Origin of the sequence: Prevotella sp. 20925_1_30 (assembly GCF_041433025.1) — a bacterium.
GTDB lineage: Bacteria > Bacteroidota > Bacteroidia > Bacteroidales > Bacteroidaceae > Prevotella > Prevotella vespertina.
On sequence record NZ_JAPWAR010000001.1, the window covers coordinates 119,753 to 134,412 of the forward strand.

The 14,660-nt window shown below is 42.4% G+C and carries 11 protein-coding genes; 2 read left to right on the forward strand and 9 right to left on the reverse strand.

Annotation, left to right across the window (positions count from 1 at the left end):
* The first annotated feature begins 763 nt into the window (after positions 1 to 763).
* Both O3603_RS00475 and O3603_RS00480 read left to right on the forward strand, forming a co-directional pair.
* A complete protein-coding gene (locus O3603_RS00475) occupies positions 764 to 2,665 on the forward strand; it encodes a DEAD/DEAH box helicase (RefSeq protein ID WP_371519516.1) in 1,902 nt (633 codons plus the stop codon).
* Positions 2,666 to 2,690: 25 nt separating this feature from the next.
* Positions 2,691 to 3,179, forward strand: a complete 489-nt coding sequence (locus O3603_RS00480) for a methylated-DNA--[protein]-cysteine S-methyltransferase (RefSeq protein ID WP_315440527.1) — start codon at positions 2,691 to 2,693, stop codon at positions 3,177 to 3,179.
* A 275-nt stretch (positions 3,180 to 3,454) separates the two neighbouring features.
* Here the strand turns inward: O3603_RS00480 and O3603_RS00485 are convergent, their stop codons facing one another.
* From O3603_RS00485 to O3603_RS00525, 9 genes are all read right to left on the reverse strand, one after another.
* Positions 3,455 to 5,578 (reverse strand): S46 family peptidase, encoded by a 2,124-nt coding sequence (locus O3603_RS00485; protein ID WP_371519519.1) that lies wholly within the window; start codon positions 5,576 to 5,578, stop codon positions 3,455 to 3,457.
* A 58-nt stretch (positions 5,579 to 5,636) separates the two neighbouring features.
* Positions 5,637 to 7,082, reverse strand: coding sequence for an oligosaccharide flippase family protein (locus O3603_RS00490; protein WP_315440525.1), 1,446 nt, complete (start codon positions 7,080 to 7,082; stop codon positions 5,637 to 5,639).
* Positions 7,083 to 7,150: 68 nt separating this feature from the next.
* Positions 7,151 to 8,377, reverse strand: coding sequence for a nucleoside recognition domain-containing protein (locus tag O3603_RS00495; protein WP_009435459.1), 1,227 nt, complete (start codon positions 8,375 to 8,377; stop codon positions 7,151 to 7,153).
* A 551-nt stretch (positions 8,378 to 8,928) separates the two neighbouring features.
* Entirely contained in the window at positions 8,929 to 9,390 is a 462-nt protein-coding gene (locus O3603_RS00500) for a copper resistance protein NlpE N-terminal domain-containing protein (RefSeq protein WP_287315284.1), read from the reverse strand.
* Between the two features lie 91 nt (positions 9,391 to 9,481).
* A complete protein-coding gene (locus O3603_RS00505) occupies positions 9,482 to 9,958 on the reverse strand; it encodes a DUF4625 domain-containing protein (protein ID WP_371519522.1) in 477 nt (158 codons plus the stop codon).
* Between the two features lie 148 nt (positions 9,959 to 10,106).
* A complete protein-coding gene (locus tag O3603_RS00510; protein WP_371519525.1) occupies positions 10,107 to 10,838 on the reverse strand; it encodes a DUF4625 domain-containing protein in 732 nt (243 codons plus the stop codon).
* A gap of 186 nt (positions 10,839 to 11,024) precedes the next feature.
* Complete coding sequence (locus O3603_RS00515) at positions 11,025 to 13,181, reverse strand: TonB-dependent receptor (protein ID WP_371519527.1); 2,157 nt, start codon at positions 13,179 to 13,181, stop codon at positions 11,025 to 11,027.
* 259 nt (positions 13,182 to 13,440) lie between these two features.
* The gene (locus O3603_RS00520; RefSeq protein ID WP_155714962.1) at positions 13,441 to 13,779 is read right to left on the reverse strand and encodes a hypothetical protein; all 339 of its coding nucleotides are present in this window, start codon (positions 13,777 to 13,779) and stop codon (positions 13,441 to 13,443) included.
* Between the two features lie 240 nt (positions 13,780 to 14,019).
* Positions 14,020 to 14,487, reverse strand: a complete 468-nt coding sequence (locus O3603_RS00525; protein WP_371519530.1) for an HU family DNA-binding protein — start codon at positions 14,485 to 14,487, stop codon at positions 14,020 to 14,022.
* Between the last annotated feature and the right edge of the window lie 173 nt (positions 14,488 to 14,660).

Sequence of the window (14,660 nt, forward strand, 5' to 3'; positions counted from 1 at the left end):
TAGTAGGATAAGAATTTACCCTTTGGTGCAATGGTTGATAGCATGTTTAACCTTGCACCAAAGGGTATTTTATTATCTGATAGATACTTCTTTTTGTTTGAAAGAATGTTTGTTTGTCATGAAAAATAGTCTAAAAAATAGAATTAAATAAACTAATCTTCTTTGATTAATAGTTTATTTTTGTTTTTAACTAATACTCCTTTGCACTATAGGAGTAAGTTTCCTTCGATTTAATTAGCTGTTATTAGGATTTTAATTAGGTGTTAGTAAGATAAGTATTAGATGTTAGTAATAAACAAAAAGACTTCGCATCCCTGCGAAGTCTTTCATTTAACATCTAACTTACTCACGTAAGTTGTATGCTTCTGTACTAACTCAAATAATTAACTTTAATAACGACTATTTTTCTATTTGACGTTACAAAGGTACGAAAAAAGTATTAAAAGAGGACATTCTGATAAGTAAATTCTTTTGCTTTTAGACTTTATAACAGTAAGAAAAGTTCGTCCATATTTATGCAAAGTATATATAGTGAACATCGTAAACTATTTGTTTCTTATTCTCTAAGAAGGCTGATTTATAGTTTGTTTTATTTGTAAGATCCAACTTCTTGGCGTACCTTTGCACCCCATAAAGGTAGCATGCCACCTGAGAGTCTGCGTGTTTTAGTTGAAGAGAAGAGCGCAGGCAAGTGTCTTTCTGTGGGTTCGTTTGGTGGCGAGTTTACCTTTTCTATAGGATAATAAATAATAAACAAACGAATTTGAAGACATTTGAAAAGTTGGGCGTGAGCGAAGAGATTCGCCGTGCCATTAGTGAGCTTGGATTTGAACATCCAATGCCTGTACAAGAAGAAGTAATCCCTTATTTATTAGGTAATCGAAATGACGTTATCGCCTTAGCGCAGACTGGTACTGGAAAGACGGCTGCCTTTGGCTTACCACTGCTTCAGCGGATTGATACAAGCAGTAAGTCGACACAAGCGATAGTGCTTAGTCCGACCCGAGAGTTATGCTTGCAGATTGCAGATGACCTCAAGGACTTCGGTAAGTACATCCCTCATCTGCACATCGCAGCCGTTTATGGCGGTGCTTCCATCGATACCCAGATTCATCAGTTGCGCCATGGTGTACAAATCATTGTGGCTACTCCGGGTCGATTAATCGACTTAATGCACCGTGGAAAGGCTCGTTTGGACCAAGTACGGAACGTTGTTTTGGATGAAGCAGACGAAATGCTGAACATGGGTTTCCAAGAGAGTATCACCGAGATACTCACTGGTGTGCCTGAAGAACGTAATACTCTTCTCTTCTCTGCAACGATGAGTAGGGATGTAGAAAAGGTGGCTAAGGGTTACTTGCACGACTATAAAGAGATTGTTGTGGGCAGTCGTAACGAAGGAGCAGAGAGCGTTAACCATATCTATTATATGGTGAATGCACGCGACAAGTACCTTGCTTTGAAGCGATTGGTGGACTTCTACCCTAAGATCTACGCCATTGTATTCTGTAGAACAAAGGTAGAAACACAAGAGATAGCCGATAAGTTGATTAAAGACGGATACAATGCTGAGTCGTTGCATGGCGACTTGTCACAGCAACAACGTGACCTTACAATGCAGAAGTTCCGCTCGCATCTCACACAAATCCTCGTTGCGACCGATGTTGCAGCACGTGGATTGGATGTGAATGATTTGACACATGTCATCAACTATGGGCTTCCTGACGATATAGAAAACTATACCCACCGTTCGGGTCGTACAGGTCGTGCGGGCAAGAAGGGTACTTCCATTTCGATTATCCACTCTCGTGAGAAATATAAGGTACGTAACATTGAACGTGAGATAGGTAAGGAATTTATTGATGGAACGCTTCCTTCGCCTGAAGAGATATGCAAGAAACAACTCTTCAAAACGATGGATAACATCTTGAAGACGGATGTGGATGAGGAGCAGATAGCACCTTACATGGAGGATATCAACCGCCAGTTCGAGTATATAGATAAGGAGGATCTGATCAAGAAGATTGTTACGTCCACCTTTGGACGCTTTCTTGACTATTATAAGAATGCGCCAGAGATTGAGAAACCATCGGCTCGCAGCAGTCGTGAGGAGGGTCGTAGCGGGCGTAGTGAGGGCAGAGCAACACGCAGTCGTGGCGCACGTAAGGCAGAGAAAGGCTTTAAGCGACTCTTTATTAACCTCGGTAAGAATGATGGGTTCTATCCTGGTGAGGTAATGCAGTTCATTAATAAGAATATGAATGGGCACCAGGCAGTGGGGCATATAGACCTTCTTGCTAAGCAAAGTTACATCGAAGTGCCTGAACAAGACGCCCAGAAGGTGATGAAAGCCTTAGATGGTGCTGTCTACAAGAGGCGTAAAGTGCGTTGTAATGATGCTGATGAGCCAGGGCACGGACGCTCGGCTGGTGGTCGTTCTACTGGTAGTCATGGTGGTTATGGAAGCCGTACTGAAGGTCGCCAAGACGATCGTGGGCGCAGGGGTCGTGGGCGTCGTCAAGCAGAGAATGACGCTCCGTTTGCTGCACATAAGTTCAAGAAGGACGATTGGAAGGAACTTATGAAAGGTGCACCAGCAAAGTTGAAAGGTGAAGAACCCGACTTCTCTGAAGAGGGGTGGGCACGTAGACGCCCGAAGAAGTAAGTCTTATCAACCTTAGTCCGCTGTTATGTTCTATTGTCGTTACCAATCTCCCTTGGGCATACTCGTGCTTGCAGAGGCTGAAGGAAAGCTAAGGTATTGCTGGTGGGAGGATGTTATGGAGAGGAAGATAGGCGATGATTGGACGGAAGTTGATAGTTCGGATGATTCCTTATTGGCTGAGGCTTGTCGGCAGTTAAACGATTATTTCTCTGGCAAACGAGGCTCATTTGACTTACCATTGGGCTTTGACGGAACACCCTTCCAACGTCTCGCATGGCAGACCTTATTAACCATTCCTTACGGCGCGACGCTCTCTTATGCCGAACAAGCTCGAAGAATGGGACGAGAGAAGGCTGTAAGAGCAGTCGGGAATGCCAATGGTTATAACCCTTTAATGCTCTTTGTTCCTTGTCATCGAGTCATTGCTTCGAATGGAACCTTGGGCGGTTATGCGGGTGGAACAGACCGAAAAAGACAATTACTAAGCATAGAGAAAGAGGATGTGTCAGATTAGACACATCCTTTTTGTTGGTAGTAAGCAACCTGTCTCACGCTCCTTAATAATAATGAGTAAACTCCGCTTTGATGGAAGAAAAGCTGTGTTATCACAATAAGAAGCTGGGCTTTAATACCTATCTAGCGGTTTGTTCATAGCTAAAAAGAGGCTGTATCACATCCTTTTATCAATCGTTTGTATTGATAAGAGAACCGATACAGCCTCTTGGTTATTTGTGTTACGCTATCTGATGATTGATATTCTCTTCATCAGATAATCGATTTTACTTGTGCTTATTGTGGATTGATCTCCTTTAATAGGCGGTCAGCATGCCCCCACTTATCCATGAGATAGAGTACAAAACGGATGTCGACGCCAATGCAACGAGCAAGTTTACGGTCGAAGTTGATGTCACTTGAGAGGCTATCCCAGTTGCCATCAAAGGCGAGACCAATGAGTCGTCCCTTGCCATCAAACATCGGGGAACCAGAGTTACCACCAGTGATATCATTGTTAGTAAGGAAACATAGTTGCATCTTACCAGTCGTCTTGTCGGTGTAAGGACCGAAGTCTTTGGCACTCATAAGCTCTTTCATGATAGGTTCTACCTGATAGTCCTCTATCTTTGAGCCCTCATCCATCTTCTTAACAATGCTCTCTGCGGTTGTATAATAGTTGCTGTTGAAGTCTCCAATCATGTATCCTCCCACCTGTCCATACGATAGGCGCATGGTGGAATTGGCATCGCTATAATGTGGCAAGTCCATCTCCATTTGTACTTTAGCCTCACACAACTTCTTCTCTTCAGCGTCAATCTCTTCCGTCTTATTGCTGAGGTCGGCAAGAATGGCACGATAATTTATCAATAAGCTAACGCCTAACAGCACTCCAGGATCCTTGAGTGTCTTCTCGTTCTGATAGAACTTTTGACCTTTCTTGAGTAGTTTGCTATGTGAATAAACGAACTTGGTGTACTTCTCATAATCGTTGCCGAACTCCGTCTTGATGGTCTCGTAGAAGTCAGGAAGGAACTTATCTGGTACATGCTCACAATAGTTTTTAAGCATGGCAGCCGCCATCTCTTGGTCAAGGGCAGGGTTCCATTCATCTTGGTTATCCTCATATACCATGTACTGCTTCTTTGGTTCGTTCGCAGGACCATACACCTTGAGGGAGCCACGAGCCATGTTAAGTGCTCTGGTGAATAACTCTGACGTTTTCCAGAACGACTCCATCCAATACATACTGGCAAGTTTTGCATCATTACTATTCGAATAGAGCTTAGCCAACTTATCGAAGTCAACCTTTACAGTTGGGTCTTGGATATTCTTCTCTTGGAGCCATGCACGAATGCGAGCTTCGTACTCTGCCTTCTGACGAATCAGTCCGATAGAGTCGATACACTTGTTCATTCCCATGGAGTTCTTCCAATAGTTCGCAGCCTGGACGTACCTGTTCTCATATTGTATACGTGTCTTCTCGTTCTTATCCATGTACTTCTTCATGAGTGCGAGTTTGATATCTCGAGCTTGAACACGTACTGAATTGTCGATGTCACGACGCTGTTGAATACCATAAGAAGACAAGTAACGACTTGTTGAACCAGGGTAACCAATGGTCATAGCGAAGTCCTTGTCCTTGTAACCCTGCATACTCACGGGTGCCCAATGGGCTGGGTGATAAGGCACATTGTCCTTTGAGTAGGCTGCAGGACCATTCGTTTTAGGGTCTGCGTAGATACGGAATACAGAGAAGTCACACGTCTGTCTCGGCCACATCCAGTTATCTGTCTCACCTCCAAACTTACCCATACTCTTAGGTACAGTGAATACGAGACGCACATCAGGGAAGTCCTGATAAGTTGTTGCATAATACTTATTTCCCTCATAGAAAGGATCAATGTTGATGTGTAAAGTCTTATCAATCGCCTTGATGGAGTCGGTTAGATGATTCGTGAGAGAGTCTATTATGGCTTCAGTCTGCTGTGCGTTCTTTCCTGCGATGAGCTTATTAACACGTGCCGTAACGTCCTCTTGCTTCTTCATAAACGACACATAGAGGTCCTCGTTAGGTAGTTCTTCAACGTAATTCTTCGCATAGAAGCCATCTTTCATATAGTCATGTTCTACGGTGGAGTGGGCATTGATAGCACTAAAACCGCAATGGTGATTGGTGAAGACCAATCCATCTGGAGATACGACAACGCCAGAACAGTAACCAGAGAAGCTCACAACGTAATTGCTAATAGCGTTGGGTGAGTTGTAAATCATGTCACATGGCAACTGAAAACCCTCTGCCACCATCTGTTCGTAGACTGCATCTGGGAGGTTGTGGAGCGTCCACATACCTTCATCAGCATGGATAGAAGGACTGCTTAAAGCCAATGACGCAGCAATAAGTAAGGTTGATTTCTTCATGTTTAATATAATTGGTTGATGATATTCTTAGGTTCGTTTCATTCCTCAAACACTCTCTTTAACTCTTATGTCTCCGTATCTTTATCAGTGGAAGATCGTGGTAAAGGACGTGAGCAACGAAGAGTAAGATGATAATCGTGTTCATGGTAAGGGCGAGAGGAACGGATAAACGTTCATTGCTAATCGTTATTCCCGCAAAGAAAAGACCACCGATGAGCACATAAACAAAGATACTCTTCAATGGATAAGCAATGGGATACTTACGTTGACCGACGATGTAAGAGAGTATCATTGCCGTTGCATTGCCTAAGAAACCAGCCCATGCACAGGCGATGTAACCATAACGTGGTACGAAGATAACGTTGATACCAATGATTACAGCACATCCAATGCCAGAGAAATAGGCACCCCAAATGGTCTTATCAATGAGCTTATACCAGAAACTAAGGTTAAAGTAAACGCCCGTCATGATACCGCCAGCCATCACGATAGGTACGACCTTCAGTCCAATCCAATAGTCACGACCAATGATGTGACGCAGAATATCCATGTAGCCCATTACCACTAAGAAGGCAAGTAAGGTGAAGATGATAAAGAACTTCATAGCTCTTGCGTATGTCTCTTTGTTGTCTTTGTCTCGAGACTTACCAAAGACGAAGGGTTCATAAGCGTATCTGAAGGCCTGCGTAATCATTGACATGATCATAGCAATCTTACTGGCGGCACCGAAGATACCGAGTTGTGTATGTGCATCGTTATTCTTGTAGACATAAGGAAAGAGTATGTAACCTGCCGTCTGATTAAGTATTCCAGCAATACCAAGGATGAGGATAGGCCAAGAATAGGACAGCATCTTCTTAGCGAGAGGTACATCAAAGAGCTTTCCACTGCCGAAGAATCCGTCTTTCAGCTCTCTCCAGAAGCAGAAAGTGATAGTTCCTGTACACGCCAAGTTGATGTAGAAGGCATAACCCACCTCATGTCCACCTAATATGAGATAGTAAGCAAGGTTCAAGATGATATTCAATGCGATGAATAAGAGCTTGAAAGCTGCGAACTTGATAGGACGCTTCTTATATCTAAGATACGCAAAGGGAATGCACTGGAACGCATCAATCGCTACAGTGATAGCCATTGCCCATACGTAAGAGGGGTGCTCCGAATAGCCCATAAAGTTACAGATGGGCTGTATAAAGATGAATACTAGAGCAATAAAGAGCAGGGATGTGAAGCCTACGAGCGTCAATGTAGTTGAATAGACACGCTTTGGATCCTGGTCACTCTTATTGGCGTAACGGAAGAAAGTGGTCTCCATTCCGTAAGTAAGAACGACGAGTAAGAGTGCAGTATAGGCGTATATGTTTGTGATAACACCATATCCTCCGCTCGCCGCACTAATCTTTGCGGTGTAAAGGGGTACGAGAAGATAGTTTAAGAACCTTCCGATGATACTGCTCATGCCATAGATAGCAGTGTCTTTTGCAAGTGATTTTAAATTTGCCATTGCTTGTTTTTATTATTAGGCACATACTTCTAGAGAAGTAGTAACCCCTAATCGTCTTATATTGGTTACTAGAAGAAGATATAACAGATAGCGATTGCAGCTATTACACCAGCCAAATCGGCTAGCAATCCACAGGCTACTGCATGTCGTGTGTACTTAATGCTCACACTACCGAAGTAGACTGCTAGGATGTAGAAGGTGGTATCTGTTGATCCTTGGAAGATACAACTTAATCGTCCAACGAATGAGTCTGCACCGTATGTCTTCATTGCTTCAATCATTAGTCCACGTGCCCCGCTACCTGAAAGAGGTTTCATAAGAGCCGTAGGGAGTGCGTCGACGAATCGAGTGTCCAGTCCGCAGGTTTCGACAAACCATCTAATACCTTTCATCATCAGCTCCATACCACCTGAAGCACGGAATACTCCGACAGCCACTAAGATAGCAACTAAGTAAGGAATAATGCGTACTGCCGTATGAAAACCCTCTTTTGCTCCTTCGATGAAAGCGTTATAAACGTTGATCTTCTTTAATAGTCCGGCAGCAATGAATAGGACGATAATGGTCATCAAGATGAGGTTTGAGGCAATAGAAGTTACTGTTGCCATGGTCTGCTTGTCCATTTGTCCAAAGCTCCAGATGACTACTCCGACAAACCCCATCAGTCCGATGAGCCCTAAGAGGAGCGTGGGTTGGAAGATATTAATGCGTTGCCAGCCTGCTGTAAGTAGTATTCCAACCAGTGTAGCAATGGTTGTTGCCAATAAGATAGGGATGAATACGTCGGTTGGTTGGGCTGCCCCGTACATGCTTCGATAGCCAAGAATAGCTGTTGGGATGATGGTTAGTCCTGAAGTATTCAGCACTAAGAACATGATCATGGGGTTTGTTGCCGTGTCTTTCTTCGTGTTTAGTTCTTGCATTTGGCTCATCGCCTTTAGTCCGGTAGGCGTTGCTGCATTGTCAAGACCCAACATGTTGGACGCAATATTCATGAAGATCGACCCCATGACAGGGTGATTTCGTGGGATATCAGGGAACAACTTCGATAGAAAAGGGCTCAACATGCGTGCAAGAACGTTGACAACTCCCGCTTGCTCACCTATCTTCATGATGCCCAACCACAATGCTAAGATACCAGTTAGGTTCAGGGATGTTGTAAAAGCGGTCTCTGATGATTCAAAAGTAGCTTTTACCATCTTTTCAAATATAGTCGTGTCGCCCATCAGAAGAGAGATGATTCCAAAGATGAAAGCGATGAAGAAGAACGCTATCCAAATGTAGTTCAGTGCCATTTAACCTATTTGTTACTGTTAATTCTTTGTCTTTTGATTGATGAAAAGGGAACTACTGGTAGCGAATGTGCCATTCTTCCCATTGCAAAGATACGCATTTATACGTTAACATGGGGCATAATAAAGAAAAAAGATAGGTGTGTTCAAGGAATGAGAAGGGAAGAGGAAAGGTTAAGGGAATGCTAGTAAAAGCCTTTTCAAGCTCCTTCGAAGAAGGGTATGTGGCTATGGGGACTAGTAAAGGAACGCTTTTCTCCATTTAAGAAGGGCGTTCCCTTATAGTGAAGAGGGCGTTTCTTTGATGGGAAGAAAGCACTTCCTTAATAGTACTTATTCTCTATCTTGAAAAGAAACATTGTGTTTGTCTATGATTCGTAGTGGTGTTTAGAACCTATCCTCTTCCTCTGGAGGAGGGGGAGAGGCGCTAATCTTAAATGAAGGAGATAGACTGGCTGGGATGCAAAAAGGCTACATAAGCGATTGCGCAAATGGTTGCGAATCCACTTATGTAGCCTATGCTTTAATCTTTTAAAACCTTAAGTCGACAGGAATTACTTCTTCAACTTCAAGTCATAATTCATGTCCTTGCTGTTAACAGTAGGCTCTTCAAAGTCAGAGTTAACTAATCGGAGGGTTGAATCATTTACTACGAGGAAGTTGGTAGTGTTGCCCTTGCCCAACTCAAACTGGTAGTAGGTATTCTTCTTACCCTTAACATCCTTCTCTACAACCTTATACTTACCTGTGTAGCTGTAAGTGGTGTCTACTTCTGTTTCAGACTTCATATAAGCCTCTGAAACGCTGTAGCCATTGGTTGAATCTTTCGCTAATGCGACATGATACTTGATACCTGCAACGTCTGCAGCAGGTGTCATTCCTTCATAAACTGATGAGTCAGCTGCAACAGAGTCCTGCGCTGTTGAATCCTTACTCTCTGCGTTTGTAGTAGTCTTGCCATTGTTGCAAGCTACCATAGCTGCGCATGCAGCTACCAATAACATTACTTTTTTCATAACTTTCTATACATTAGTTTGTAATTAATCTTTATACTCTCGGGCTGCAAAGATATTATATTTTCTTTGAAAGAAGCAAGTCTTTTAACCTTTATTTTATCTTTATAGCCATTGCACGCAATTGCTGGTTGCCTGTTTGATCGGTAACTCGAATGACGAAGTGATAGTCTCCTGGGTCAATATCTGATGGTATTTCGATATCTTGCTTAGCATCGAAAGACTTACTTCCGCTAGGTATCTTGAAACTTTCATCATAGTGGAAAGGCTTTACAGGCTTCTTCTTTGGATCCATAGAACAGCCTAGAGCCTGTGTTCCATGCGTGTGTTGGTCGAAGTTGTTGTGTATCTCTATGTTGTAACTACCCAGTTCGTCATTATCAGTAAGGCGATAACGGAAGGGGATAATGCCTCCTCTTTGAAACACATTACAATCCATTGGAACAGCAACAATGCCTTGATCAGTGATAATTGGTAGTTGATTGTCTTTTATAATGTCGTCGTTATTAGTGCAAGCTATTGTTCCCAATAGCATTGCAGCAGTTGTTAAACCGAATAAAACCTTTCTCATAAGTTTCTTGTTTTATGTTTGTTCGTTGTTAATTAATTGGTTCTTCTAAAAGATGTAAGGTATATGTGTCCGCCACCTCATAGGAGGGTAGGGCGGACACATGTGCTGTTTACTCTTGTTGTTATTGATGAAGAATACTATAAGGAGGTTATTTTACGATAAAATCCTCAATCTCTTCGGTTGTCTCGTGACCATCAACATCCTTTACAGTGAAGTGTATGTGATAGGTACCTGGTTTACATTCTGCAGGGACAGCAAGCTCTTTGTTAAATGTAATCTTACCTTTTTTACCATTGAGATCATTGATTTCTATCTCATGTTCCTTGTCTCCGTGGAACTCAACCTCAATCTCTTTAATATCTGAAGTTGTCTCTATGTTGGCTTGGAAAGTGAGCTTCTCATTAGGTGCAGCAGTCATCTTGTCAACATTTAGATTGGTTATCTTCGGTGCCTTCGTATCAACTGTCTTTTTCTTTAACTGAATCTTTTCACTGATGTAACGAGTAGTGTTATCAACTGTTGTAACAGCAATAATACAAGTATATTCACCTTCTTCGAGGTCGTTTGAGAGCTTAAGATGCTCATGGAACTTGGTGTTTAACACGCCAACATACTTAGCATTATCATAGATCTGACTAGTTACAGGCTTATTATTTTTTAATAATGCAACTTGGATAACACGGATTTTTGCATTTGAGACAATGTCACACTCAAGGTGAATATCACCTCCGATGATACCAATCTTGTTGTTGTCATGACCAAATTCAGGATCCTTGAATTCAATAGAACTTGGTGTGATGTCATCGTTGTCACATGATGTCAACACCATTGCAAACACGCTTAAGAGTGCTAAAGCACCAATAAATAGTTTCTTTTTCATTGTGTAAATTGTTTTAAGTAAGGCTTTCGCCTAGATTTGTAATCTTATAACTTGTCTTTAATGACTTGTTTGTTTATGTTTAAGGAAAGGGAGTCATGGGGGAAGAAGATGTGTATATGTCTGCCCACCACGCTCATCCTTTCACTATCTCAGATTTAATTTGTAAGATTAAGTGCTATCTCTTCTTTAGAAGTCTAGCCCTACCATTAATGCTACATTGCGTCCCGGTTCAGGCACATCGATGAGTCGATAGAAGCTAGTATGGTCGTAATACTTTCGGTTCAAGAGGTTTTCTGCATTGAGATTAATGCGTAGTTTCTTGTTACCGAGGTTGAAATTCTTTCCTGCAGTGAGGTTTAGAGTGTAGTAACCTGGCGTCTGTTTCTCTGGTGGAACTATATTGTTTTGTCTACCAGTAACATGCAAGTTGAATGCTACAAAGCCCTCATTACCAATCTTCTCACGACAGAAATCATACTTGATAGTGGCATCTGCTGACCAAGGAGTGCTGAATGGAAGAGTGTAACCCTTCTTTGCTCCTGATAACTGTTCGGCATATAGATACTCACCCTTTAGTTCCGTACTCAGAGAAGGGAGTATCTTCCAGTTTAATTGTAGCTCTGCTCCATAGCGAATCACACGACTTTGTGTATAAAAATACCATTGTAAGCCTTCGTAGTAATCGGGAGTTGGATTCATGTAGATGTAGTTCGGGAAGTAATTGAGGTAGGGATCGAACTGAACGGAAAGCCGATCATTGCCCCAGTGAATACCTGCATCCACTTGATAAGACTCTTCTGGTTTGAGGTCTGGATTACCTTTCTCATATCTAAAGATGTGATAATTGACACCATCTGTACCGAGTTCCTTTGGTATTGGAACACGGAAACTCTTACCGATATTGAGTTTCAATATCCATTGCTTAACTGCATAGTTTACACCAGCTGACCATGTCAAGCTATTGAAAGAACGGCTAAGATTGATGGAGCGTTCCTTATATACGGAGTCAGTAGCATTGATTGGTGTCTTGAACCAGTCGTTGTAACTGTGCAAGTGAGTATGTACGTGGTCATAACGAACACCAGCATTCAAAATCAAGTCGTTCGTCACTTTAAAGCGGTCGAAGGCGTAGGCTCCGAACGAACTCGTCTCGAAGTCTGGAATAATAAAGCCCCATCCTGCACGGCGGTTATGCTGATATTCACTATTGATACCTGTTGTCAGTGTGTGTCGTTCACCCATCGTGAGGCGCATAATGACGTTGGCAGTGTAGGTATCTTTCTTAAATTCACGCTCAAGGGTATGTGGAGGAATTGGCATATAACCATGTGACACCGCTTCTGCAAGCTCCTTTCTATGGTTGTTCTGATAGGCTATGTTGGCTTCAAGAGCTAGGTTACCATGTTGATAAACAGTGTGGCTCATTGCCTTAAAATGGTTCACACTCTGATAGGGTAAGTCGATGTCTCGACGTGACTTATCATAGTCAATGCTTGACAATCTGACCTCCAAACCATGTGCATTAGCAAAGAATCCGCTCTTTGAATATGTATCAGAAAACTTCAACTCAGTATGGAAGTTATAATGCTTGTAACCAATGGTTACGCTCCCATCACGCTCTAATCCAGCTGTGTTACGAAGTCTTTTCTTATAGAGAGGGATGTCGTAAGAGAAGTACTGAATACTATTGGTTGGTACTTTGTAATCGGCATAATCAATGTAAGTTGCGTTTGCTTTCCAATAGAAATGCTTACCAGTTCCTTGCAAACGGGCTGCTGCTCCAATAGATGCGTTATTGCTTCTGGTGAAGAGAGAGGCACTTCCTTCAAATGGTTTGGTAGGTATGAAGTTGGTGTAAAGATTGATAACTCCACCAATAGCGTCCGATCCATAGAGTAGGGCAGCAGGTCCTTTAATCACTTCGATACGGTCGATAGCGAACTGATCAATCTCTAATCCGTGGTCATCTCCCCACTGTTGTCCTTCATGTTTGATGCCATCTTCGGTTACAACCATTCGATTAAAACCGAGTCCACGTATCGTGGGTTTCGATTGTCCAGAACCGATACTCATTGCCTTAACTCCTGGTATTCCACTGAGTGATTGCATGAGACTTCCCGTGAAGTTTGTCTGTAAATACGACTTGTCAATGCGTACAGTATTGACAGAAGATGACATTTGTGTCTCTTTCTGACGATCGCCTAATACGGTGACATTTTGCATAACAATACTACTATCAACGTCGTTTTTTTCTTTCGCTGGAACGACTATTGATGTGTGTTGTACGGCTACTGCTGTCACACAAATAGGTGATAGAACGAAAGCTAAAATAGCTTTATTCATTATCACTTGTTCTAATGTTTAAATAAAAAATGCTGTTTCAGCTCTCCTTTATATGCGTTGGAAGCAATATAAAAGAGGGTGTTTGTGCGCCATGACGACAGATTATAGACTTACAATAAGGCGTATTCTCCCCTATACGAGAGGATGCAATATTACACTATAATCCCTGTCGTGATGACGGAAAGAGGGCTTAATAAAGGATAATAAGTTGATAATCAGGAAGACTAATAACAGTGATTATCATTTATGAACGTCCCCTTTAAAAGCGTACAGGGGGAGCTCTAAGGCTGGTGACTTCTACCTCTGGGCGTACATAAGAGATGTGCGTAAAAAGGAAGAGGAAGCCCAATAAGATAAGGGTTGCTGTTGCAAGCAAGACATCCGCACCTTTTACAAAGTTGAAAAAGGTAAAGTGACAGATGGAACAAGAATCAGGATTGTGGCTTTGACCTTGTTGTCCTGTTGCGTGATGACCGTTAGCAAGCTCAGTTTCAACCTGACATACATGCACAGACTTAACCACCATTGGCAACATGAAGAGTGCCAACAGTAGCCATGCAATAAGCATCTGTCTCGTATTTTGGTTTTGCTTAGCCATCTAAAAGCCTTTGAAATTCCGTGGCAAAGATATTTGTTATTTCGTAACAAAGCAAATAATAGGTTTCTCTTTTATGATTATTAACAAAAGAGAAGATTTGCAAACAATAGAATAGCAAAGGATTTATGAGGTGTTCTTCGTCTAGCTCTAATAAACGATTTAAGGCTCCAAAGCCATAATCTATTGACTTCCCAGGGGGCATTATACGAAGTAATGCACCCCCTGGAAAGATATTATTCTTTATCCCTCTGTCACTGGTCCAGAGTGATCTTCACTCTCCTTGTCCTTAGGAGAAGGATCGGGCGTGGGACTTTTCTTCCTAGCTGGATTATCCACTGACACCTCCACGGCATTTGCAGCATCGCGCATCCTATTCTTAGGAGTAAAGACAATCTTTGGTTTCTTCAGCGTGGCGGCTGTTACATCTTTCTGATTGTCCATCATCTTTGGAGGGAAATAAACACGGAGCGAACCGAGGTCGCCGAGGTCAACACTGGCACCCATCTTCAACGATCGGCACGCCATCTTGCCCAACGTGATAAGCGTGTTCATCACGTCACCGCGCGAGAGCGAGGTCTCGTCCATAATCATGTCGCAAAGCGCATCAAGCGTCATGTGTTGGTTACTCTTGGGCACAGCATAATACACTGTCTGCCCCTTCTTCTTCCCGATTGTTTGCTTCTTTGATTTTACCTCAAATTCTACCATAGTATTTACTATTAAATGGTTGATAATTATGTTATTAAAACTAACTCTTTCATTGGTGTTCGCACCTCATTCCAAGGGTGTTTAAGACTCTTCATCAAGGGTGTTTAACACTGTCGCCTAAGGGTGTTTAACACTGTTGACCAAGGGTGTTAAACACCCTTGACCGTAGGTGT

What these genes read in the sequence shown, in the direction of transcription:
- O3603_RS00480 (WP_315440527.1), top strand. Translation starts at nt 2,691, where the DNA reads ATGTTCTATTGTCGTTACCAATCTCCCTTGGGCATACTCGTGCTTGCA.
- O3603_RS00485 (WP_371519519.1), bottom strand. Translation starts at nt 5,578, where the DNA reads ATGAAGAAATCAACCTTACTTATTGCTGCGTCATTGGCTTTAAGCAGT.
- O3603_RS00490 (WP_315440525.1), bottom strand. Translation starts at nt 7,082, where the DNA reads ATGGCAAATTTAAAATCACTTGCAAAAGACACTGCTATCTATGGCATG.
- O3603_RS00495 (WP_009435459.1), bottom strand. Translation starts at nt 8,377, where the DNA reads ATGGCACTGAACTACATTTGGATAGCGTTCTTCTTCATCGCTTTCATC.
- O3603_RS00500 (WP_287315284.1), bottom strand. Translation starts at nt 9,390, where the DNA reads ATGAAAAAAGTAATGTTATTGGTAGCTGCATGCGCAGCTATGGTAGCT.
- O3603_RS00505 (WP_371519522.1), bottom strand. Translation starts at nt 9,958, where the DNA reads ATGAGAAAGGTTTTATTCGGTTTAACAACTGCTGCAATGCTATTGGGA.
- O3603_RS00510 (WP_371519525.1), bottom strand. Translation starts at nt 10,838, where the DNA reads ATGAAAAAGAAACTATTTATTGGTGCTTTAGCACTCTTAAGCGTGTTT.
- O3603_RS00515 (WP_371519527.1), bottom strand. Translation starts at nt 13,181, where the DNA reads ATGAATAAAGCTATTTTAGCTTTCGTTCTATCACCTATTTGTGTGACA.
- O3603_RS00520 (WP_155714962.1), bottom strand. Translation starts at nt 13,779, where the DNA reads ATGGCTAAGCAAAACCAAAATACGAGACAGATGCTTATTGCATGGCTA.
- O3603_RS00525 (WP_371519530.1), bottom strand. Translation starts at nt 14,487, where the DNA reads ATGGTAGAATTTGAGGTAAAATCAAAGAAGCAAACAATCGGGAAGAAG.